At 63.3% G+C, this 20,773-nt stretch carries 20 protein-coding genes; 10 read left to right on the top strand and 10 right to left on the bottom strand.

From position 1 onward, the window contains the following. Window positions 1–4: 4 nt before the first annotated feature. The 3 genes from AC0L2B_RS16200 to AC0L2B_RS16190 form a co-directional block, all read right to left on the bottom strand. Entirely contained in the window at window positions 5–805 is an 801-nt protein-coding gene (locus AC0L2B_RS16200; protein ID WP_473746053.1) for an extensin-like domain-containing protein, read from the bottom strand. 192 nt (window positions 806–997) lie between these two features. After that, window positions 998–1,981, bottom strand: a complete 984-nt coding sequence (locus tag AC0L2B_RS16195) for an extensin-like domain-containing protein (protein WP_473746052.1) — start codon at window positions 1,979–1,981, stop codon at window positions 998–1,000. Window positions 1,982–2,056: 75 nt separating this feature from the next. Next, window positions 2,057–2,482, bottom strand: coding sequence for a DUF3775 domain-containing protein (locus tag AC0L2B_RS16190; protein ID WP_023799808.1), 426 nt, complete (start codon window positions 2,480–2,482; stop codon window positions 2,057–2,059). Window positions 2,483–2,679: 197 nt separating this feature from the next. Here AC0L2B_RS16190 and AC0L2B_RS16185 point away from each other — a divergent pair, with 197 nt between their 5' ends. Together AC0L2B_RS16185 and greA are read left to right on the top strand one after the other, a co-directional pair. Continuing rightward, the gene (locus AC0L2B_RS16185) at window positions 2,680–3,237 is read left to right on the top strand and encodes a tetratricopeptide repeat protein (RefSeq protein ID WP_473519265.1); all 558 of its coding nucleotides are present in this window, start codon (window positions 2,680–2,682) and stop codon (window positions 3,235–3,237) included. Window positions 3,238–3,522: 285 nt separating this feature from the next. Then, window positions 3,523–3,996 carry a transcription elongation factor GreA gene (greA, locus tag AC0L2B_RS16180; protein WP_023799806.1) on the top strand — a complete coding sequence of 158 codons (474 nt, stop codon included), beginning with the start codon at window positions 3,523–3,525 and terminating at the stop codon, window positions 3,994–3,996. A 207-nt stretch (window positions 3,997–4,203) separates the two neighbouring features. Here greA and waaC read toward each other — a convergent pair whose 3' ends face one another. Genes waaC through rfaD form a run of 3 tightly spaced genes read right to left on the bottom strand, consistent with a single transcriptional unit; the run spans window position 4,204 to window position 7,117 of the window. After that, window positions 4,204–5,190, bottom strand: a complete 987-nt coding sequence (gene waaC / locus AC0L2B_RS16175) for a lipopolysaccharide heptosyltransferase I (RefSeq protein WP_473746051.1) — start codon at window positions 5,188–5,190, stop codon at window positions 4,204–4,206. Then, window positions 5,187–6,194 carry a lipopolysaccharide heptosyltransferase II gene (gene waaF / locus AC0L2B_RS16170; RefSeq protein WP_473746050.1) on the bottom strand — a complete coding sequence of 336 codons (1,008 nt, stop codon included), beginning with the start codon at window positions 6,192–6,194 and terminating at the stop codon, window positions 5,187–5,189. Before waaF ends, waaC begins: the two co-directional genes overlap by 4 nt. Then, entirely contained in the window at window positions 6,167–7,117 is a 951-nt protein-coding gene (gene rfaD, locus AC0L2B_RS16165; protein ID WP_473746049.1) for an ADP-glyceromanno-heptose 6-epimerase, read from the bottom strand. Before rfaD ends, waaF begins: the two co-directional genes overlap by 28 nt. Window positions 7,118–7,282: 165 nt before the next feature. Here rfaD and AC0L2B_RS16160 point away from each other — a divergent pair, with 165 nt between their 5' ends. From AC0L2B_RS16160 to AC0L2B_RS16145, 4 genes are all read left to right on the top strand, one after another. After that, window positions 7,283–7,915, top strand: coding sequence for a LysE family translocator (locus AC0L2B_RS16160; RefSeq protein WP_473746048.1), 633 nt, complete (start codon window positions 7,283–7,285; stop codon window positions 7,913–7,915). Window positions 7,916–8,067: 152 nt separating this feature from the next. After that, the gene (gene rfaE1, locus AC0L2B_RS16155; RefSeq protein ID WP_473746047.1) at window positions 8,068–9,558 is read left to right on the top strand and encodes a D-glycero-beta-D-manno-heptose-7-phosphate kinase; all 1,491 of its coding nucleotides are present in this window, start codon (window positions 8,068–8,070) and stop codon (window positions 9,556–9,558) included. Window positions 9,559–9,565: 7 nt separating this feature from the next. Further along, window positions 9,566–10,138: a D-sedoheptulose-7-phosphate isomerase gene (locus tag AC0L2B_RS16150; RefSeq protein ID WP_287075229.1), complete on the top strand. Its 573-nt coding sequence runs from the start codon at window positions 9,566–9,568 to the stop codon at window positions 10,136–10,138. Beyond that, window positions 10,131–10,772: a D-glycero-alpha-D-manno-heptose-1,7-bisphosphate 7-phosphatase gene (locus AC0L2B_RS16145; protein WP_473746046.1), complete on the top strand. Its 642-nt coding sequence runs from the start codon at window positions 10,131–10,133 to the stop codon at window positions 10,770–10,772. The genes AC0L2B_RS16150 and AC0L2B_RS16145 overlap by 8 nt, the downstream gene beginning before the upstream one ends. Window positions 10,773–10,982: 210 nt before the next feature. Here AC0L2B_RS16145 and AC0L2B_RS16140 read toward each other — a convergent pair whose 3' ends face one another. After that, complete coding sequence (locus AC0L2B_RS16140; protein WP_473746045.1) at window positions 10,983–11,459, bottom strand: Lrp/AsnC family transcriptional regulator; 477 nt, start codon at window positions 11,457–11,459, stop codon at window positions 10,983–10,985. 256 nt (window positions 11,460–11,715) lie between these two features. On the opposite strand from AC0L2B_RS16140, the gene trxB reads away from it, so the two are divergent. Together trxB and AC0L2B_RS16130 are read left to right on the top strand one after the other, a co-directional pair. After that, entirely contained in the window at window positions 11,716–12,690 is a 975-nt protein-coding gene (trxB, locus tag AC0L2B_RS16135; protein ID WP_473511232.1) for a thioredoxin-disulfide reductase, read from the top strand. A 72-nt stretch (window positions 12,691–12,762) separates the two neighbouring features. Beyond that, the gene (locus tag AC0L2B_RS16130; RefSeq protein WP_023799796.1) at window positions 12,763–13,659 is read left to right on the top strand and encodes a LysR family transcriptional regulator; all 897 of its coding nucleotides are present in this window, start codon (window positions 12,763–12,765) and stop codon (window positions 13,657–13,659) included. 48 nt (window positions 13,660–13,707) lie between these two features. On the opposite strand, the gene AC0L2B_RS16125 is transcribed toward AC0L2B_RS16130, so the two are convergent. Together AC0L2B_RS16125 and AC0L2B_RS16120 are read right to left on the bottom strand one after the other, a co-directional pair. Next, window positions 13,708–14,208, bottom strand: coding sequence for a methyltransferase family protein (locus AC0L2B_RS16125; protein ID WP_473746044.1), 501 nt, complete (start codon window positions 14,206–14,208; stop codon window positions 13,708–13,710). A 763-nt stretch (window positions 14,209–14,971) separates the two neighbouring features. Then, window positions 14,972–17,023 (bottom strand): elongation factor G, encoded by a 2,052-nt coding sequence (locus AC0L2B_RS16120; protein WP_473746042.1) that lies wholly within the window; start codon window positions 17,021–17,023, stop codon window positions 14,972–14,974. Between the two features lie 363 nt (window positions 17,024–17,386). Here AC0L2B_RS16120 and AC0L2B_RS16115 point away from each other — a divergent pair, with 363 nt between their 5' ends. Both AC0L2B_RS16115 and AC0L2B_RS16110 read left to right on the top strand, forming a co-directional pair. Then, entirely contained in the window at window positions 17,387–17,794 is a 408-nt protein-coding gene (locus AC0L2B_RS16115; protein WP_091595004.1) for a (R)-mandelonitrile lyase, read from the top strand. A 71-nt stretch (window positions 17,795–17,865) separates the two neighbouring features. Beyond that, entirely contained in the window at window positions 17,866–19,389 is a 1,524-nt protein-coding gene (locus AC0L2B_RS16110; protein WP_473746040.1) for a DHA2 family efflux MFS transporter permease subunit, read from the top strand. A gap of 62 nt (window positions 19,390–19,451) precedes the next feature. Here the strand turns inward: AC0L2B_RS16110 and AC0L2B_RS16105 are convergent, their stop codons facing one another. Beyond that, complete coding sequence (locus tag AC0L2B_RS16105; protein WP_473746039.1) at window positions 19,452–20,654, bottom strand: pyridoxal phosphate-dependent aminotransferase; 1,203 nt, start codon at window positions 20,652–20,654, stop codon at window positions 19,452–19,454. Between the last annotated feature and the right edge of the window lie 119 nt (window positions 20,655–20,773).

The following is a 20,773-nucleotide window of genomic DNA, read 5'->3' as shown; positions in this document are numbered from 1 at the left end:
GGGCTCAGCGGCAGGCGCGGTAGCCGTTCTTGCGGTTCTTGATGTCGAAATGGAAATGGTTGCGGTGGTCGTAATTGTAGCCGGGACCGAGCACGGTGGTGAAATACTGGCAGCCGTCGGCGCGCACAGTATTGAGGAAGCCGCGGGTGCGGAAGGCGAACAGGCCGGGCTTGCGCACGTCGATCTCCTTGCCATTGCTAAGCTCGATGCTCATGACATCGAGCGCGTTGCCCTTGCCGTGCTCCGACAGCGTGCCTTCGCCGGCGATCCTGCGGCAGGAATAGCTCGAGCCTTGGCGAATGGTCCTGACGCCGGAGAAATAACGCCAGCGGGCGGACGGGACCAGTTCATTCCTGGCCCAGCCGGCGAAGGTGGCGGCCATGTCGCAGGTCAGCGTCGCGGCCGGCTTCATCGCGATGCGGCCGATGGCCGAGATCTTGACCGGATAGTCGATGCCGCACTGGCCTTCGCGGATCGGCGCAAGGTCGGTGTAGACGACGCCCAGGCGCTTCAAATCCTTGCGGCACTCGACCTCGCTGGCCGGCATCTGTTCGGTCGGCGCCATCGGCTCGTCCATGCGCGGATAGGCGGCGGTCATGTAAGGGTTGGATGGGACGAGGCGCTGCATTCCAGCGTACTCTGGGACAGCTGATGTCTGGCTGCCGACATCGACGGCCGGTTCCAGCGAGAGCACGCTGCCGGTGGTGCAGGCCGAGATCGCTGCGATGGCAAGCCCGCCGGCAATCATGCGCGCGCGTCTCACTTGCCGGACGGCGACAGACGCGGCGCGAAATATCCCGGCCATTGGCAGGTTCCCGGTCCCCGAGCCGATCAGGCTCCATGTCATCGTTTGATCATGATCTTTCTCCGAAAACCGGATCCCACTTTTCGGGGTCATGATCAGATGAAACGGAGCTTACCCGCCAACAGTAAAGGAAAAATCAGCGGCTGCGTTTACGGCTGCGGCCAAATTGCGGCGCGTCGGTCCGCAACCATATCACTGGCAGAAGGTGCCGCCGTTGCGGCGCGGTGCAAGATCGAGATGGAGATGCAGCGAATGATCGGCATCGCTGCCCGGGCCAAGCACGGTCTTGAACGGTCCGCAGGCTGCCTTGCGTATTGCGTTCAGGAATTTCGCGTCCTTTTCCGGCGGCGCCGGGCGGATGTCGATCCTCCTGCCGTCCGAAAGCGTGAAGCTGGCGATGTCGAGCGCGTTGCCGAAGGCGTGCTCCGACAATTTCCCGCCGCCATTGCGGTGGCGGCAGACGAAGGCGGATGCCTGGCCGACCGACTTGAGTTCGGCGCCGAGCTCGGCCTTGGCCGCCGGCTGGACGATATCGGCGGCGAAGCGCGCGGCGGCCTCGGCCATCTGGCAATTCAACTCGGATTCGGGGTTGATATCCAATGACTTGCCCAGCGTCTTCAGTGCGATCGGATAGGGGATAGAGCAGCCGACCGCCGCATCGTGCTCGGCTTTGCGTTCCTCGAAGTCGACGCCCATCGACTTCAGCCGCCGGCGGCAGGCCAGTTCCTCGTCCGGCATTTTCTCCTGCGGCACAGCGGTCGAGCGCGGGTCGGGAGGGATTTTTTTCTCCGGCGCCTGCGCCGGCTTCTCCGGTGGTTTTGGCGCGGCGGCCGATGGTTTAGCCTTGGCGGGCTTTTCGGTCGGCGTCGGAGCGACTGCCGGAGGCTGCGGCTGGGCTTCCTGATGCCGGTCCGACCTCTGCTGGTTCAGCGTGTCGGTCGCCGGTTGATCAGGCTCTGGCGCATCCGCAGGGCGCGGCTCGGGGATCGGCACGTCGGCAGGCCCGGCTTCTTGCGCTGATTGCGACTGATTGAGCTCCGGGACGGGCATCTTTTCAGGCAGTTCCGGAGCTTGGGCCAGGGCCGCTCCTGCCGACAGCATCGCCGCCGCCAAAGGCAGCGCCAATCTGATCAATCCGGCCGATCTGATCGATGTGGGAGGGGTCAGCGCCGCCATTCGCCCTTAACGGCGTGCGAATGCGGAAGTTGCCTGAACGACAGTTTTGGCCGATCACAAACGGTGACCGCGTTGTTACGCACCGATCGCTTCCAGCCCTTCCTCAAGCCAGTCGGCCAGCAGCGGCATGCCGAGCAGATATTTAGCCGTGCGCTTGTTGGCGCGCTCGCGCGCGGCCGTCAGCGCGTCCGCCCATTCCGAGGCGTCATAGTCGCCGCGGCCAACCCAGGCGAGGGCGACGAGTTCGGCCGCCTCGTCGACATTGAGGTCGTTGATCAGTTCGCGCAATTCTTCTTCGGTGAGGTCCTCGGAACGTTCCTCGACGAGACCGTCATGATGATGGTTGTCATGCGCCTCGCTATCGAGTTCTACCTCGTGCTCGGCGCCATCGGCATAGTCTTCGTTGACGGCGGCGCTCAACGCCTTCGCCTTGAGGATGAACAGGCGCACCGTGTCGGGACCGATCGAAAGCTCCCATTCTTTTTCAAGGCGCCGCTGCACTGGCCGTCTCCGCATACTCCGTTGGCGTTTGCTGGATGATAGCGGATTTGCGGCGCTCGTCACGTTTTGTTCGGCGCTTCCATTTTCCGACTGGCGCTGATCGTTGAAAAGGCTTTCACTGGCCGTGACTTTTTTCCGGGATGAAACCGCTTTTGCCCGGCGTTAGTCTTGCATTGTCATGCTTCAGGGAGGGTTCGATGCGCAGACGATTGCTGATCCAGGTTCTGGCGGTTGCCGCCCTGCCGCTGTTTGCGGTTCCGGTGTTTTCGGCGGGCGAGGGTGGCGGAGGCGGCGCAGGTGGAGGCGGTGGCGGTGGCAGCCAGACGACACAGTGCAAGAAAGGCAAGGTCTGGGACAAGAAGCTGAAGAAGTGCGTCGCGCCCAAGCACGGCATGCTGGACGACGACAACATCTATGAAGCCGGCCGCGCGCTGGCGATGGCAGGACGTTATGACGAGGCGATTGCCGTGCTCAGCCTGGCTGCGGACAAGAAAGATCCTCGCATCCTCAATTATCTCGGCTACTCGCACCGCCATTCTGGGCGCGTCACCGTCGGTCTCGGCTATTATGAGGAAGCGCTGCGCATCGATCCTGATTACACGCTGGTACGCGAATATCTCGGCGAGGCGCACCTGCAGATCGGCGATCTCGCCGGCGCCCGGGAACAGCTCCGCGAGATCGAGAAACGCATCGGCAAGGGATCTCGTGAATACGGCATGCTGTCCGAGCAGATAGACCGTTTCATGAAGAGCTGAATAGAAAGCCCGAACACCGCCTCACCACCGGCTGTGAGCAATCGCAGCCGGTTTTATTGCGGCACGCCCGGCCAGCCGGGCTGCCATGACGGGATTTCCGCAAATGGCGGGCGAATTTTTCAAAACCGATTTTTTGGCGTGAAAAACCCACGAAGATTGCTATAGTGGAGGAAATTGCGGTGACACGGTTCCGTTAGCCCGAGGCTGCCGGACCGTTTTCTTTTTGTACCCATCGACAAGGTCGCTCCCGGAATGCGGGGGCGGCGGCAGGAAAGGTCAGGCATTATGAACAAGGTCCCGATGACAGGCGAGGGGTTCGCGTCATTGAAGGAAGAACTGCGCTGGCGCCAGCAGGAAGAGCGGCCGCGCATCATCGAAGCAATCTCCGAAGCGCGCTCGCACGGCGATCTCTCTGAAAACGCGGAATACCACGCGGCGAAAGAGGCGCAGAGTCTCAATGAGGGCCGCGTCAACGAGCTCGAGGATTTTATCGCCCGCGCCGAGGTGATCGACATCACCAAGCTCAGCGGCGAAAAGGTCAAATTCGGCGCGACCGTGGTGCTGGTCGACGAGGACACGGAAGAGAAGAAGACCTACCAGATCGTCGGCGACCAGGAGGCGGATGTAAAGTCAGGCCGCATCTCGATCTCCTCACCGATCGCGCGGGCGCTGATCGGCAAGGAAGTCGGCGATGCCATCGAGGTCAACGCGCCAGGCGGCGCGCGGGGCTATGAGATCGTCCAGGTGCAGTTCATTTAAGAATTGGCGCTGCTCTGCCTTCTCCCCTTGTGGGAGAAGGTGGCCTCGCGAAGCGAGGTCGGATGAGGGGTGTTCCAGCTTGGCACCAACAGCACTCCGGCTAGCACCCCTCAACCGTCTTGGCGCTGCGCGCCAATCCACCTTCTCCCACAAGGGGAGAAGGGAAGAGGGCGGCGCCGACCTTTCCATTTGGATTGATTCAATAAATCAATGTCTTCCGGCTGCCTGACTAAGCGCTTGGCGCTCAAGCAGCCTCTCTGCTTCCGCAACCACCTCCTCAGGCGCGACACGAGCGCCGGGCGCGGCCAGCAGCGTTGACGAGAACGGCCCGCGCGGGCCGGTCAGGCCGGGTTCTGTCGCCACAAACACCGCGACGGTCGGCAGGCCGAAGGCACTGGCGAGGTGGGTAAGGCCGGTATCGGCGCCGATGACCAGCACCGACCGGCCGATGATCGCGGCGATCTCGGCAAGCGGTGATTTCGGCACCAGCACTGTCTGTGGAACAGCCTGGGCAATCGCCTCGGCAACCGCCTTTTCCCTGTCGTTCGACCAGGTGGTGACCGGCGTCATTCCTCTTTCCACGAGAAGCCGGGCCGTCTCTATCCAGTTGCCGACCGGCCATTTCTTGTCCTCGCGGCTGGTGCCGTGCAGCAGGAAGGCGGTGTTTCCGCCGACAAAAGTCGCCTCGACGGCTGGCGGCACGATGCCGGACTCGAGCCCGGAAAAATCCGGTTCATAGCCGAGCGCCAGCCCGAACAGCCGCCTTGTGCGTTCGATGGCGTGCAGATCGCGCGGCACAGCATAGCGGCGGTCGTAGAACACGGTCGCCGAAGGCTCGCGAGCGCTCGACCGGTCGAAGCCGGCGATCGGCGCCGCGGCCTGTTTCGCCACCACGGCCGACTTCAGCAATCCTTGCCCATCGATGACGAGATCGTAGCGGCAATCCCGCAAGGCGCGGCGCAACCCCGCTGCCTCGCGCCATGTGCCGCGGCCGAGCGGGCTTGTGCGCCAGCGCCGGATTGCCACGGTGTGGATGGTTGCGATCGCCGGATGCAACGCCACGATGCCGGCAAAAGCCTCTTCCACACACCAGTCGAACGACACGCCCGGCCGCTTGCGGCGCGCATCCTCGACGGCCGGAAAGCTGTGGATGACGTCACCCATCGAAGATGTCTTGACGATCAGCACCCTCATGCGGCGGCCGGCATTTCCAATAGCCGTTCCACCGCTGCCGCGACCTGTGCCACCTCAAGCGTGTTCAGGCAGTTGAGGTGGCCGAGCGGGCAGATTTTCCGGTGGCAGGGCGAACAGGACAGGCCGAGCCAGACCAGTTCGCGCTGCTCGGCGAGCGGCGGCGTATTGTGCGGCGAGGTCGATCCGTAGACGGCTACGATCGGCGTGCCGACCGCGGCGGCGACATGCATCAGTCCACTGTCGTTCGACACCGCAAGCCTGGCCGCGGCGATCAGGTCGATGGCGTCCTCGAGCCGCGTCTGGCCGGCGAGGTCGACAGCGCCTGGGGCAAGCGTGGCGATTTCCGCCGTTACGTCGGCGTCGTTCTTCGACCCGAACAGCGCGACCGCAAAACCTTTTTCCATCATGTCGCGGGCAAGGCCGGCATAGCGTTCGCTCGGCCAGCGTTTGGCCGGCCCGAACTCGGCGCCGGGCATCAGCGCGACGAATTTTTTCGCCTCCAGCCCGAAGCGGCCCAGCAATGCCGCCTGGTTTTTAGCGTCGACGGCGAGCTTGGGAGCATGGAACGTGCCGCCTTGCGCGAGGCCGAAATAGGCCTGCGCCGTGCGCCGTTTCACATCGTCGGGCAAGGCTACGATATCGGTCAGCAGCCCGTAGCGCATTTCCTTGAGGTAGCCGACACGGCGCGGAACGCGGGCAAAGAACGGGACCAGCGCCGACTTCCAGCTTCCAGGCATGACATAGGCGATGTCGTAGTGGCCCCGCAGCAGGCGGCCGAAGCGCCTTCGCATGCGGAATTCCAGCGCTCCGGATTTCAGCGGCAGATCGACCTGCCGGCGTATTTCGGGCATCCGTTTGACCAGCGGCGCCGCCCAAGCCGGCGCCAGCACGTCGATCGCCGCGTTCGGGTGAAGCTCTCTCAGCGCCGAGAACAGGCACTGCGCCATCACCATGTCGCCCACCCAGCGTGGGCCGATCACGAGGATCGTTGGGCTTTCAGCCATTCGACATAGTCTCTGACGCCGGTTTCCACTGTGCGAAACTGACCATTGTAGCCGGCGGCGCGCAACCGGGACATATCAGCTTGCGTAAAACTCTGGTAGCTGCCCTTGAGATGGTCTGGGAAGTCGATGAACTCGATCTCGCCTTTGCCGAGCGTGCCGATCACCGTTTCGGCAATGGCGCGGAACGGCTGGGCTCGGCCGGTGCCGCAGTTGAAAATGCCGCTCGAGCCGCGTTTCCACAACCACAGATTGACATCGGCAACGTCGCCGACATGGATGAAGTCGCGGCTCTGCTCGCCAGGCCCAAAACCGTCATAGGCGCCGAACAGCTTTGGGTTGTAGCCTTGCTCGACCTGGTTGAACAGATGGTAGGCGACCGAGGCCATGGCGCCCTTGTGCGCCTCGCGCGGCCCATAGACGTTGAAGTAGCGCAGGCCGGCCACCGGCGAATGGTCGGTATCGAAGACGGTGCGGCGGACATAGTCGTCGAACAGCTTCTTTGAATAGGCATAGACATTGAGCGGGCGCTCGCAGTCCGGCTTCTCGCGAAACTCGGCGCCGCCGCCATAGACGGAAGCCGAGGAGGCATAGAGGAAAGGCAGCCGCAGCGCCAGGCAGGCATGCAGCAGCCGCTTCGAATAGGCGTAGTTCACCTCCATCATGAACTTGCCGTTCCACTCGGTGGTGGTCGAGCAGGCGCCCTGGTGGAAGACGGCCTCGATGCGGCCGAGGTCGCCGGCCTCCATCCGCGGCAGGAAATCGTCCTTGTCGAGATAATCGGCGATCTGCAGGTCGGCGAGATTGGCGATCTTGTGGCCGTCGGTCAGGTCGTCGACGACGAGAATGTCGCTGATCCCTTCGGCATTGAGCGCGGCGACGATGTTTGAGCCGATCATGCCGGCGCCGCCCGTGACGATGATCATGAAAGCCTCTGGTGTCTTGTGCCGATTCCGGCCCTTATAGGGGAGGCTTGCGGGGCTGTCGATAAAGCAGGTCGCAATCCGGCGGTTGGCTGCAGACCTCAGTGCCGCCGCACAGCTTTCGCTTCGGTCGGCGATTCACCGGCGAAGCACGACAGGAGCAAGGCAATGCCATCGACCGAACTGCTTATCGCCTTTTTCGCCACCACGGCGATCTTTGCCTACATCCCCGGTCCGGCGATGCTTTACGCTGCTGCGCAAGCCATGGCGCGCGGCCGCTGGTCCGGCCTGACGGCGGCGTTGGGTATCCATCTTGGCGGCTATGTGCACGTCGTCGCTGCCGCTGCGGGACTGTCCGTGCTTTTCCATGCCGTGCCGACGCTCTACATGGCGGTCAAGCTGGCCGGCGCGCTCTATCTGATCTGGCTGGGTGTGTCGCTGTTCCGCGCCAGGGCGCAAGACGATGCTGTTATCTCAGGTATTGAGCCGAAATCCGCCCGCCGCGCCTTTTTCGAGAGTATCACCGTCGAGGTGCTCAATCCCAAGACGGCAATCTTCTCCATGGCGTTCCTGCCGCAATTCATCGACGCATCGGCGACGTTTCCCATCTGGCTGCAATTCCTTGTCCTCGGGACGATCGTCAATCTGATGTTCTCCTCGGCGGATGTCATGTGCGTGGTGCTGGCGGGTGCGCTGATCACCAGGCTGCGGCGCTCGAGCCACGCGCAACGCCTGATGCGGCGTGCGGGCGGCGCGGTGCTCGTCGGATTGGGTGTTCATGTCGCTTTGCAGAAAAGTTGATCCGCCAACCGGCGTTGGCTGTGGTCGGTTCGGAGCCTGCCGTTGCGCTGAGCCGAATTGCGGTATATCGGCTTCGCCATGAACGACCAGCCCTGCCAGTCCAGCGGTTTCACAGCATCGGGACCGGCTCTCATTGCACGTCGAAAGATGACATGAGCGAGCAATACCTGCCTTCTCCCGAACCGCTCCACCGCGCCATCTCGCGGTTCGGCAGCGTCACCGTGCTGGTGGTCGGCGACTTCATCCTCGACCGTTTCGTCAACGGCGTCATCGAGCGGATTTCGCCTGAAGCGCCCATTCCGGTGCTGCGCGGGCGTGGCGAAACCTCGGCGATGGGTGGCGCCGGCAATGTCGTCGCCAACATCGTCTCGCTCGGCGCCGCCGCGATACCGGTTTCGGTGATCGGCGCCGATCCGGCCGGCGACAATCTCATGCGCATGCTCACCGGGCTTGGCGTCGACACTGGCGGTCTGGCGCAGGACGCCAACCGGATGACCTCGTCGAAAAGCCGTTTCAGCGCGCTCAACCAGCAGGTGCTGCGCTTCGACGAAGAGGAAATCAAGCCGCTGGGCGACGCGGAGCGGGCAACGCTGATCCGGCTGTTCCGGGCCGGGCTGGCGCAAGCCGACATCGTCATCCTGTCCGACTACGGCAAGGGCATGTTGCTCGACGGCGTCGCCGGCGAGCTGATCTCGATCTGCCGCGAGGCGGGAAAGCCGGTGCTGGTCGATCCCAAGGGCCGCGACTATGCTTGCTATTCCGGGGCGACGGCGATCACGCCCAATCGCAAGGAACTTGGCGAGGCGGTCGGACGCGCTGTGTTTGCCGATGACGAGATCGTCGCCGCGGCGCGTGAGCTGATCTCGGCACATGGCTTCGATTTCGTCGTCGCGACTCGCAGCGAAAAAGGCATGAGCGTCGTCGACGCGGACGATGCCCGCCACATTGCCACGCAGGCGCGGGAGGTGTTCGACGTTTCCGGCGCCGGCGACACTGTCATCGCTACGTTTGCGTTGGCTCTGGCTGCGGGCGCCGACCGCGTCATTGCCGCGGCCATCGCCAACGCGGCGGCTGGCGTGGTGGTGGGAAAACGCGGCACCGCACGGCTGACGGTCGAGGAGCTTACCGGGGCGCTGTTTCGCTCGCATGGACCGATTGCCCACAAGGATGCAATCCTTGATGCTGCCGCCGCCGCACGGCTGGTGGCGACGTGGAAGGACGAAGGCCTGAGCGTCGGCTTCACCAATGGCTGTTTCGATATCCTTCATGCCGGCCATGTCAGCCTTTTGCACGCGGCGCGCAGCCAGTGCGACCGGCTGGTTCTCGGCCTCAACAGCGATGCCTCGGTGCGCCGGCTGAAAGGGCCGGGGCGCCCGGTCAACGACGAGCATGATCGCGCCTGCGTGCTGGCGGCGCTTGCCTCGGTCGATGCCGTCGTCGTCTTCGAGGACGACACGCCGCTCGCGCTGATCGAGGCGCTGAAGCCCGACATACTGGTCAAGGGCGCCGACTATACGATCGATCAGGTGGTCGGCGCCGAAATCGTGCAAAAGGCGGGCGGCCGCGTCGTGCTGGTCGATCTCGTCGCCGGCAAGAGCACCACCGGCACCATCGGCAAGTTGCGCGCCGGCAGCACAAACTGAGGTTTTCATGTCCGAACTGAACGATTATCTGGTCCGCTCGGCGGCCGCGATCACCGCAATGGTCGAGCGCGACCTCACCAGCGAGATGGAGCGGGCGGTTACCGCCGTCGTGGCCGCGCTTTCGCAGGGCAAGGCGCTGCTGATCTGCGGCAATGGCGGCTCGGCCAGCGACGCCATTCACATCGCCGGCGAACTGGTCGGCCGCTTCCTGAAGGAGCGCAAGGCCTACAACGTCATCGCGCTGCCGGCCAATGCGGCGGTGCTGACCGCCTGGGGCAATGATTACGGCTTCGACACGGTGTTTTCACGCCAGGTCGAGGCGCATGGTGCCGCGGGCGCCGTGCTGCTCGCCATCTCGACCAGCGGCAACTCGCCCAGCATCCTCGCCGCCGCCGAACAGGCGCGCATGATGGACATGACGGTGATCAGCCTGACCGGCGACAGCGGCGGCAAGCTCAAGCCGCTCTCCGATATCCTGCTCAACGTGCCCTCGACCTCGACGCCGATCATCCAGCAGGGGCATCTGTGTCTCTATCATCATCTGTGCGAAATGGTCGAAGCGCGCCTCTGTGATGGCTGACAGGGCGGTGAATCCGCACCCGCTGATGGAGCCGGGTCTGTGGGTGGAGAGGATCGGCGATAAGATTTTTCCCGAGCGTATGCCGGCGCTGTTCCTCGACCGCGACGGCACCATAAATGTCGACACCGACTACCCCAGCGATCCGGCTGACATCGTGCTGCGCGAAGATATCGCGCCAGTGATCGCTGCCGCCAACCGGGCCGGAATCCCTGTCGTCGTGGTGACCAACCAGTCCGGCATCGCGCGCGGGTATTTTGACTGGAGTGTTTTCGCCAACGTGAACGGCCGGGTTGTGGAACTGCTGCGCGATCAGGGCGCGTTCGTGGACATGGTGCTTGCCTGCGCGTATCACGAGGCAGGCAGTGGGCCGCTTGCCATTGCCGAGCATCCGATGCGCAAGCCCAATCCGGGCATGCTGATCGAGGCCGCCGGGCGCCTCCGCCTCGATCTCCAGCGTTCACTCATCGTCGGCGACAAGCCGGCCGACATGGAGGCGGGGCGACGCGCCGGCCTGTCGCGCGGCTGGCTGATCGACGGCGACGCGTCCAGCGAGCGAGGATTTTCGGTTCTGCCGCTGCGCGACCATAGCGACCTGAGTGTGCTGCTGGCGGCGGTCGAGGCGCTTTGGCCTTAATCCGTCCAGGTCAGGGTAGTCGCTTCAGGCCAATTGCCGGTCTCGGCGCTGCCCCTCATCCGCCTGCCGGGCATTTCTCCCCGTATAGTGACGGGGAGAAAGATGCTGTCATCAACGGTTTCGCCAATCAGCAACGCTGCAGAATTGGTGTCGAGACTGCAGGCGGATGAGGGGCGGCGCCGAGATCGGCGATTGCCCTGCCACCCCAGTTCAACCCGGGAAGGCCACCAGGCCCTCGTCCTTGACGCGACGGATGGTCAGTGCCGTCCGCACCGTGTCGACATTCGGCGCCGAGGCCAGTTCCTCGATGACGAAGGTCTGGAAGGCGCCGAGGTCGCTCGCCACGCAATGCAGCAAGAAGTCGGATTCGCCCGACACCATCCAGGCGTCGCGAACGATCGGCCAGCCGCGGGTGCGTTCGGCGAAGCTTTTCAGTTCCGCGTCGGACTGGTGATGCAGGCCGATGAGGCAAAAGGCGACTACGTCCAGGCCGAGCGCCGGCGCATTGAGCAAGGCGCGATAGCCGCGGATGATGCCGGTCTCTTCCAGGCGCCTGACGCGACGCAGGCACGGCGGCGCCGAAATGCCGACGCGGCCGGACAATTCGACATTGGTCATGCGCCCGTCGTGCTGAAGCTCGCGCAGGATCTTCCAGTCGATGGCATCGAGATCGGCTTTGAGCGGCATGGATACCTTCGGCGCTTCACGCAAGAATCTTTCGTGATTTTGTAAACGACTTTGGTGTCCATTCCATCCCTTCAGTCGCTGATTTTGGCACAGTCGCCCGCGCAAGATGTTCATGGATCGTCTGTTTGCGGGGAAGCTTTCCGGGGACGAAGGCGAGGTCGTCTTGCTGGCGTCGCCCGCAACACCTAGATTAGGCCGGAAATCGATCCCTGTGCCGGACGCTTCATTCGCGTCCGGTTGTTGTGAAAGCCCTGATATGACGTCCAAGCACGCACCCGTTCTCATCATTGGCTCCGGTCCCGCCGGCTATACGGCGGCAATCTACGCCGCCCGCGCCATGCTGAAGCCGATGCTGGTCGCCGGCCTGCAACAGGGCGGCCAGTTGATGATCACCACCGATGTCGAAAACTATCCGGGCTTCGCCGATCCGATCCAGGGTCCGTGGCTGATGGAGCAAATGCTGAAACAGGCCGAGCATGTCGGCACCGACGTCATCAACGACATCATCACCGAGGTCGACCTCAATGTGCGGCCGTTCCGTGCCAAGGGCGATTCCGGCGCCACCTATACCGCCGACGCGCTGATCATCGCCACCGGTGCGCAGGCGAAATGGCTGGGCATCCCGAGCGAACAGACTTTTATGGGCTTCGGCGTATCGGCCTGCGCCACCTGCGACGGCTTCTTCTATCGCGGCAAGGATGTCGCGGTGATCGGCGGCGGCAATTCGGCGGTGGAGGAGGCGCTTTACCTTTCCAACCTGGCCAAGAGCGTGACGGTCATCCACCGACGCAGCGACTTCCGCGCCGAGCGCATCCTGAGCGAGCGGCTGTTCAAGAAGGATAATGTCCGCGTCATCTGGGACACCGTCGTCGACGAGATCACCGGTCAGGCCGGCAAGATGCCGCTGCCGCCGTCGGTGGAAGGACTGAAGCTGCGCAATCTGGTGACCGGCCAGGAGATGCATCTGATGGTCGACGGCGTGTTCGTGGCGATCGGCCATGCGCCGGCGGTCGAATTGTTCGCCGGCAAGCTGAAGCAGAAGCCGAACGGCTATCTGTGGACGGCGCCGGATTCGACCTGCACCGACGTGCCGGGCGTGTTCGCCGCCGGCGACGTGACCGACGACATCTACCGCCAGGCGGTGACGGCGGCGGGGCTCGGCTGCATGGCCGCGCTCGAGGCGGAAAAGTACCTCGCCGGGATCGAAGTTCACCGCGAAGCTGCGGAGTAAACAAGCGGCCGAGAAAAGCCGTGCAAAAGCCTGATTTTTCATTCAGACGCCAGAAAACAGAATGGGGGCATCATGGCGTTGGACTGGGACAAGCTACGCGTGTTTCACGCTGCGGCGGAAGCTGGGTCGTTCACCCACGCCGCCGAGACACTGCATCTGTCGCAATCGGCGATCTCGCGGCAGGTCAGCGCGCTCGAACATGATGTCGGCGTGCCGCTGTTCAATCGCCATGCCCGCGGCCTGGTGCTGACCGAGCAGGGTGAGATGCTGTTCCGCACGGCGCATGACGTGCTGATGAAGCTGGAGACGATCAAGTCGCGGCTGACCGAGGCCAAGGACCGGCCCTCCGGCGTGCTCAGGGTGACGACCACAGTGGGGCTCGGTGCCGGCTGGCTGACCGAGCGCGTGCAGGAATTTATCGAGCTCTATCCCGAGATCAGCCTGCAGCTGATCCTGGCGAACGAGGAACTCGACCTCACCATGCGCCGGGCGGACTGCGCGATCCGGCTGCGCCAGCCGCAGCAGCCCGATCTCATCCAGCGCCGCCTGTTCACGGTGCATTTCCATCTCTACGCCGCCCCTTCCTACGTCAACAAATATGGCAAGCCGGCATCGATCGCCGAGCTGAAGAGCCATCGCATCGTCACCTTCGGCGTGCCGGTGCCGGCGCATCTGTCGGAGTTGAACTGGCTGGAAACGGTCGGCGATTTCGAAGGCGGGCAACGGGTGCCGACGCTGCAGATCAACGACATCTTGTCGATAAAACGCGCGGTCCAGGGTGGCGCCGGCATCGCCATGCTGCCCGACTATGTGGTCAGCAAGGATTCAGGGCTGGTGCAGTTGCTGCCGGAAACCGAAGTGCCGTCCTTCGACACCTATTTCGCCTATCCCGATGCGATGAAGAACCAGGCGAAGCTGCACGTCTTCCGCGATTTCATCATCGCCAAGGCGCGAAGCTGGTCGTTCTGAACGGATCCTTTCTGCAAATCGCTTCCTGCTTGCATCGCGGACGATCCCTTACTGGCCGCGCCATGGCGTCAAGCGAGGGAGCCAGCCTGGAACGGCATGGCGGTAGGCCTCGTACTCGGCTCCATAGCGGCGGGCAAGCGTCGGTTCCTCATGGAACTTCACGAACGAGACCATGGCGACGGCGGCGATAGCGGCATAGGCGACGAGAGCCGCGCTCGAAAACAGCAGCGCCTGGCCAAGGATGATCGCCAGCACGGCCACATACATCGGGTTGCGGACATGGCGGTAGATGCCGCCGACAACCAGTCGCTCGGTTGGCGCGACCGGAGCGGGCGTGCCGAGGCCCTCGAGAGCAAAACGGCCAAAGGCATGAAACAGCAATGCCGTTGCAACGACAATCAGTAACCAGCCGACCGGGACCAGGCCGGGCAGGGTCGACCATGGCAGACGATAGCGATCGGCCAACAGCCAAGGCAGCAATCCCGCAACCACACCGGGCGCTGCGATGAAGAACAGCGCGCTGCCGGCGATCGCCTGACGGGTCCTCATCGGGGCTTCCTTGGTCGCGATTTTTCGGGCCGATGCATGTCTGCCCCAAAAATAATGTCTGCCGCAAAAATAAACGCGCGCTGCCTGATTCGCCATCATTCGTTGTTTTCTGCGTTCTGGACCGAAAATCGGCGCTGGTTCGCTATTTCGCAGTGATTCTTGACTGGCTGCGCACCGCATTTCGCGATTCTTCTGGTCCTACGAGGCCAAGCAACGGCTTAGACCACAGCCTGTGTCATTTTGCATGCGAGTGTTGCAAAATAGATGCTTGTTTCTTGGGCATGATGAGCACATATATGGATCATCTCCTGGGCGCGTTCTCCTCCCATTAGCGCCCTCGAGTGTTCCCCTCTGGAGGTTAGCCTTAACAGGCACTTCCAATCAAACTCAGCCGGATCTTCGTTGATCCGGCTTTTTTGTATCCCGAACCCTGCCGGCGCTGACGCAAAGCCGACCGAAATTGTCATGTAACAGTGACATGTAACCTCAGGTAACATGTCGCAGGCGCGCAGCATCGACTAAGTAGATCATAGGACGCGGTGTGGTTCGTGCGGGAGATGGGGGCATCACTCGGACGATCCGGGCTCAGGCGGCTACCGCGTCCGAACTATTCTTCCGCTGAGGCTGTCAAGCGTTGGCGGCATGTGCGGCGGACCTGCCATTTCGCCTCCCACGAAGACGGTCCGCAAGAGAACGGCGTCCGGATCATGTCCGGACGCCGTTTCCTTGTGTTCTGCGGCCTGACTGACGCCAAGTTCAAGTGTCAGGCGGCCTTGCCATTGGCGTTCAACGCCTCGTCGGCCAGGCGGCCGGTGAGTTCGGCCATATGGTCGAAGCTGGCACGATAGCTGGCCACGCCCGCGGTGGCCGAACGCAGCTCGATGATCAGATCGCCGATCTCGGCCTGCGGCATGGTCGCCTCGACGACATCCCATCCCGGCCAGCCGGGCCGCGCATCATAGCCGAGGATTTGGCCGCGCCGCTGCGGGATCAGGGCGATGATTTTCGATGTCGCGTCGGACGGCGTGACGATTTCCACCTTCATGATCGGTTCAAGCAGTACCGGCGAGCAGGCGGCCATGCCTTCCTTCATCGCCAGCTTTGCCGCCATCTGGAAGGCCATGTCCGACGAATCGACGGAATGATAGGAGCCGTCGGACAGGTTGACGGCGACGTCGACCACTGGAAAGCCGAGCGGGCCCGATTTCAGATAATCGCGCACGCCGGCCTCGACCGACTGGATATAGGTTTTCGGCACGGCGCCGCCGGTGATGGTGTCGGTGAACTGGAAACCGGAGCCGCGCGGCAGCGGCTTGATCTCGATCACCACGTCGCCGAATTGGCCATGGCCGCCCGACTGCTTCTTGTGACGGCCACGCTGCTGCGCCGCTTTGCGGATCGTCTCGCGGTAAGGCACGGCCGGCGGATGGCCTTCGACCGGAATCTGGTTCTTGCCCTCCAGCCGCTCGCGCACGACACGCAGATGCATTTCGCCATGGCCCGACAGCACGGTTTCGGCCGAATCCTGATTGTGGCGCACGCTGAGCGAGGGATCTTCCTCGGCAAGGCGCTGGATGGCCGCCGACATCTTGACCTCGTCCTTGCGCTCCTTCGGTCGCAACGCAAAGGCGAAGACCGGTTGCGGCGGCGTCAGCGTGACCAAGGGGTTGATGCCGCCCTTGACCGAGCTCAAGGTCTGACCGGTCGTGACCTCGTCCATCTTGCCGAGCGCGACGGTGTCGCCGGCCGGGGCCGAGGTGAGCTTGGTCTGGTCCTTGCCGAGCATTCTGTAGATGCCGGAGACCTTTGCCGTCGCGCCGTTCGAAAGGAAGAGCTCGGAGGCGTCGGCAAGCTGGCCGGACAGGATGCGCGAGATCGACAGCTTGCCGCCATGCGCGGTGTGGATGGTCTTCATCACCTGGACCACGGTCGCATTGCCATCAGGTGCGTCGAGGCGCTTGTGTGTTGCTTCAACATCGGGCGCGTCGTGGCGGATCGTTTTTAGCAGCCGCAGCACACCATTGCCCTTCTCGGCGGTGCCGATCAGCACCGGCGTCACGGCACCATCGCGCAAGTCGGCGGCCAGGTCGTCGAAGACGGCGTCCTTGGGCGGCTCGATTTCGTCGAGCAGCTGCTCCATCAGTTGATCATCATGGTCGGCGAGCGTCTCCAGCATGGAAAAGCGCGCTTCGAGCTCGCGCGCCTTGTCGTCGCTGGGAATCTGGGCGACTTCGCTTTCGGCATATTCGCGATAGATGTAGGCGCGCTCCAGCGCCAGATCGATCGAGCCGATCACCACGCCGTCCTTGCGCAGCGGAATCTGGCGCAGCAGCAAAGGCACCGAGCTCGCCGGCTGCAACATCTTCAGCGTGTCGCGCACGCCTGATATCGCCTTGTCGACCTTGTTGAGGAACATGATGCGCGGCACGCCGAGATCGTCGAGCTTGCGCATGATCAGCTGCAGGGCAGGGATCTTCTTCTCGTCGGCTTCGGCGACGACCACGGCGAGGTCGCAGGCGGCCAGAACCGGCTCTGCCTCGAAGGAGAATTCGATGGAGCCGGGACAATCGACGAAGGTGAGTTGCTCGCCCATGAAGTCGATGGTGGCAAACGTCGCCTCAACGCTCATGGCGTGGGCGCGTGCCTCGGGCGAATGATCGGAAACTGTGTTTCCCGAGGAGACCGGATTCTGGCGGGGGATGGCGCCCGTACGGGCCAATATGGCTTCGAGAAGTGTCGTCTTACCGCTTGCAAAGGGACCGACGATGGCAATGCATTTCGGTCCCGTGCGTCGTCCTCCGGCGCGAGTTCCCATGACTGACCTCCACTCAGGCGTTTCCCTGGGAGCGGCGGCCGGCCTGTCGACCGTCGCGGGCGGGGCTTTTTCAGTTTGCCGCCTACCCAAAGGCATCGTCCCACGGGTTAGGCGGGAGGGCAAGTGATTTGAGAATCGGGTGACTTGAGAATCGGGGGATCGCCTGATGTCGCGGATGTTGAGCCATGATCGGCGAAGCGTCGATCGCGGGTCTGGGCTTTCCGTCAATGCCGTGACAGGTCGCCGAACGGCAGCAAAAGCGGTTGCGCCATAATGGTTATCGGATGAAAGTGCCGCTTCCTGCGAGAAAAAGGAGCGGATCGTCGCCGACCGATCCGCCATCAGCCTGAGGACTTTGCGACGATGAAGATCATTGCTTGCGGCAGCGTGCCGACCGTCATTGCGCCGGAAAAGTACTTCACCGGCCGCGTGTGGCAGACGCCGATCATCGAGAAGGAAGCGCCGGCGCGGCTACGCGCCATCATGGTCGGTTTCGAGCCCGGCGCGCGTACCCACTGGCATACGCATCCGCTGGGCCAGACGCTCTATGTCGTGTCAGGCGCCGGCCTGGCGCAAAGCTGGGGCGAGCCGATACAGGCAATCAGGGCCGGCGACGTCATCTCGTTTGCGCCTGACGAAAAGCATTGGCACGGCGCCGGTCCAAAATCGGCGATGGCCCATATCGCCATGCAGGAGGCGCTCGACGGCGTCCATGCCGACTGGCTGGAGACGGTGACCGACGAGCAGTATGGCGGCGTTGATCGGACCTAAAAGCGCGTCGCGTCTGATCATTGGTCGCGTCTGATCATTGTAGGTGATTTCCACGCTCAGGTTTGGGTTTCATGTCGAACCGTCGCTTGCCTCTTGTTGCCGCAGTCTATCTCGGCACATTCGTCGCACTGCTCGACATCAGCATCGTCAACGTCGCCCTGCCGACGATCCAGATTGCGCTCGGCATCGATTTCGCCGGGCTGCAATGGGTGATCGACGCCTACACGCTTTGCCTGTCGGCCTTCATGCTGTCGGCAGGCCTGATCGGCGACCGCTACGGGCGCAAGCGCTCCTGGCTGGCAGGCATCGGCATCTTCGTGGCTGGCTCTGCCATATGTGCAATCGCGCCCAACCTGTCGGTGCTGCTGGTGGGCCGGGTGGTGCAGGGGATAGCCGGATCGCTGATCATTCCGGGTGCGCTGTCGATTCTGACGCAGGCGTTTCCCGACGGTCGCGAGCGTGCCGGCGTCATCGGAGGCTGGGCGTCGTTCGCAGCCGTCTCGCTGCTCACCGGCCCGGTCGTCGGCGGCATCCTGGTCGAAACCGCCGGATGGCAGAGCATTTTCCTGATCAACCTGCCGCTCGGCCTGGCCACGATCGCGCTCGGTGCGGCTTCGATCGTAGAGACTTCACACCCCGAGCATGCCCATCTCGACCTTGTCGGCCTGGCGCTCAGCATTCTGTGGCTGGGCGCCTTGACCTTCGGCCTGATATCGGCAGGCGAAAAAGGTTGGGGCGATCGAGAGGCTGTTATCGCCCTTGTCGTCGGCTTCGCCGGCCTGGTGGCTTTCCTTGTCTTCGAGGCACGCACGCCGCGGCCGATGCTGCCGCTTGGCCTGTTCCGCGACGTTCGCTTCGCCGTCGCCAATGTCGCCTCGTTCGCGCTCGGCCTCACCTCCTACACCAGCGTCTTCCTCTATTCGATGTTCCTGCAGCAGGCACAGGGCTGGTCGCCGACACAGGCCGGCCTGTGCATGGCACCGCTGTTCCTTGTCCAAATGGTCGTGTCGCCGGCGATCGGCAGGCTCAGTCAGCGCTACGGACACTCGGCGCTGATGACATCGGGCTATCTTTCGAGCGGTCTTTCCATGCTGGGCATGTACTGGGTTGGACCCTCGACACCCTATGTGACGATCGGCCTGCTGTTTGCCGTCGGCGGTCTCGGCAATGCGCTGTCCATCCCGACCGGCAGCGCTGCCGCGATGTCGTTTGCGCCGCGCGAGCGTTCGGGCATGGTGTCGGCGGTGATCAACGCAACCCGCCAGAGCGGCACCGCCATCGGCATCGCCCTGCTCGGCGCCTTGATGAGCATGCGGGCAACAGCCCTGCTGACGGCGCATCTTGAAAATGCCGGTGTCGCCAATGCCGGAGCGGTGGCCCGCGCCGCGGTTTCAAGGCACCATTTCGCAGCCGATGCGGCGATGGGCAAGGACGGCCTGCGCGATCTGTTCGCAGCCGCCTATGCCGGGGGCTTCCATGCGGCGATGCTGACGGCCGCCATCGTTTCGTTCGTCACGGCCGGGCTTCTGGCCGCCATTCTGGCGCCGGCCGAGGCTCGTTCGGCGCGCGAAACCAATCACAGTCGCCAGGGATGAGGCTGGCGCCGACCGCCAAAACCCGATTGCGAGCCGGGTTTTGGTGTTCGAGATGCGCTTGATCAGGTCAGCGAGGCGGTGAAGCGCTGGATGCGGGCGCAGGCCTCTTCGAGCAACGCCTCCGACGTGGCATAGGAGATGCGGAAGTTCGGGCCGAGGCCGAATGCCGAACCGAACACGACCGCCACGCCCTCGGCCTCGAGCAGTTCCGAGCAGAAGGCTTCGTCGCTGTCGATCAGCTTGCCGGCTTTGGTCTTCTTGCCGATCAACTGGGAACAGGACGGATAGACGTAGAAAGCCCCTTCGGGAGACGGACATGTGATGCCGCGCGCCTGATTGAGCATCGACACGACGAGATCGCGCCGAGCCTGGAAAATCGCCTTGTTTTTCGCAATGAAATCCTGCGGACCGTTCAGCGCCTCGACCGATGCCCACTGGGCAATGGTGCAGGCGCCGGAGGTCTGCTGGCCCTGGATCATGTCCATCGCCTTGATCAGCGCCAGCGGCCCGGCCGCGTAGCCGATGCGCCAGCCAGTCATCGCATAGGCCTTCGACACGCCGTTCATGGTCAGGGTGCGCTCATAAAGCTTCGGCTCGACCTCGGCGATGGTCGTGAAGACGAAATCGCCGTAGATCAGGTGCTCGTACATGTCGTCGGTCAGCACCCAGACATTGGGGTGTTCGAGCAGCACGTCGGCCAGAGCGCGCAACTCAGCCTCGCTGTAGGCGGCGCCCGACGGGTTCGACGGTGAGTTCATCAACAACCATTTGGTGCGCGGCGTGATCGCCTTTTGCAACGCCGCCGCCGTCAGCTTGAAGCCGTTGTCGATGGAGGTGTCGGCAAATGCCGGGGTGCCGCCGCAGATCGCTACCATCTCGGGATAGCTGACCCAGTACGGCCTGGGAATGATGACCTCGTCGCCGGGGTTCAGCGTCGCCATGAAGGCATTGAACAGGATCTGCTTGCCGCCGGTGCCGACGATGGTCTGCTCCGGCCGGTAATCGAGATTGTTCTCTCGCTTGAATTTTTGGGCGATTGCCTCGCGCAGCGGCACGATGCCGGAAACTGGAGGATATTTCGTTTCGCCGCGGCGGATGGCCTCGATCGCAGCGTTCTTGATATTGTCCGGCGTGTCGAAGTCCGGTTCGCCGGCACCCAGCCCGATCACGTCACGGCCGGCGTTTTTCAGCTCGCGCGCTTTCTGCGTCACTGCGATGGTCGCGGAAGGCTTTACGCGGGAAAGGGCGTCGGCAAGAAAGGCCATGACGGCGTTGTCTCCTGTAGGGCCAGGCGGTCCATCCGACCGCGGCGTCTCTCATGTCGCATCATCCCGCCAAGCGCAAGCATTGTCGGATGAGCCAGACCTCAAATCCCCGGCAAATC

The organism is Mesorhizobium sp. WSM4815, assembly GCF_055811575.1.
Note: the sequence above shows the minus strand (reverse complement) of the source record. Positions and strands in the feature narration are given on the sequence as shown.

Bases quoted from the DNA above. Each gene is read 5' to 3' on its own strand.
- AC0L2B_RS16120 (WP_473746042.1), bottom strand. From the start codon at position 17,023: ATGGGAACTCGCGCCGGAGGACGACGCACGGGACCGAAATGCATTGCC.
- rfaE1 (WP_473746047.1), top strand. From the start codon at position 8,068: ATGAGCGAGCAATACCTGCCTTCTCCCGAACCGCTCCACCGCGCCATC.
- AC0L2B_RS16150 (WP_287075229.1), top strand. From the start codon at position 9,566: ATGTCCGAACTGAACGATTATCTGGTCCGCTCGGCGGCCGCGATCACC.
- AC0L2B_RS16110 (WP_473746040.1), top strand. From the start codon at position 17,866: ATGTCGAACCGTCGCTTGCCTCTTGTTGCCGCAGTCTATCTCGGCACA.
- greA (WP_023799806.1), top strand. From the start codon at position 3,523: ATGAACAAGGTCCCGATGACAGGCGAGGGGTTCGCGTCATTGAAGGAA.
- AC0L2B_RS16200 (WP_473746053.1), bottom strand. From the start codon at position 805: ATGGCCGGGATATTTCGCGCCGCGTCTGTCGCCGTCCGGCAAGTGAGA.
- waaC (WP_473746051.1), bottom strand. From the start codon at position 5,190: ATGAGGGTGCTGATCGTCAAGACATCTTCGATGGGTGACGTCATCCAC.
- AC0L2B_RS16105 (WP_473746039.1), bottom strand. From the start codon at position 20,654: ATGGCCTTTCTTGCCGACGCCCTTTCCCGCGTAAAGCCTTCCGCGACC.
- AC0L2B_RS16145 (WP_473746046.1), top strand. From the start codon at position 10,131: ATGGCTGACAGGGCGGTGAATCCGCACCCGCTGATGGAGCCGGGTCTG.
- rfaD (WP_473746049.1), bottom strand. From the start codon at position 7,117: ATGATCATCGTCACGGGCGGCGCCGGCATGATCGGCTCAAACATCGTC.
- AC0L2B_RS16160 (WP_473746048.1), top strand. From the start codon at position 7,283: ATGCCATCGACCGAACTGCTTATCGCCTTTTTCGCCACCACGGCGATC.
- AC0L2B_RS16125 (WP_473746044.1), bottom strand. From the start codon at position 14,208: ATGAGGACCCGTCAGGCGATCGCCGGCAGCGCGCTGTTCTTCATCGCA.
- waaF (WP_473746050.1), bottom strand. From the start codon at position 6,194: ATGGCTGAAAGCCCAACGATCCTCGTGATCGGCCCACGCTGGGTGGGC.
- AC0L2B_RS16115 (WP_091595004.1), top strand. From the start codon at position 17,387: ATGAAGATCATTGCTTGCGGCAGCGTGCCGACCGTCATTGCGCCGGAA.
- AC0L2B_RS16140 (WP_473746045.1), bottom strand. From the start codon at position 11,459: ATGCCGCTCAAAGCCGATCTCGATGCCATCGACTGGAAGATCCTGCGC.
- AC0L2B_RS16130 (WP_023799796.1), top strand. From the start codon at position 12,763: ATGGCGTTGGACTGGGACAAGCTACGCGTGTTTCACGCTGCGGCGGAA.
- trxB (WP_473511232.1), top strand. From the start codon at position 11,716: ATGACGTCCAAGCACGCACCCGTTCTCATCATTGGCTCCGGTCCCGCC.
- AC0L2B_RS16185 (WP_473519265.1), top strand. From the start codon at position 2,680: ATGCGCAGACGATTGCTGATCCAGGTTCTGGCGGTTGCCGCCCTGCCG.
- AC0L2B_RS16195 (WP_473746052.1), bottom strand. From the start codon at position 1,981: ATGGCGGCGCTGACCCCTCCCACATCGATCAGATCGGCCGGATTGATC.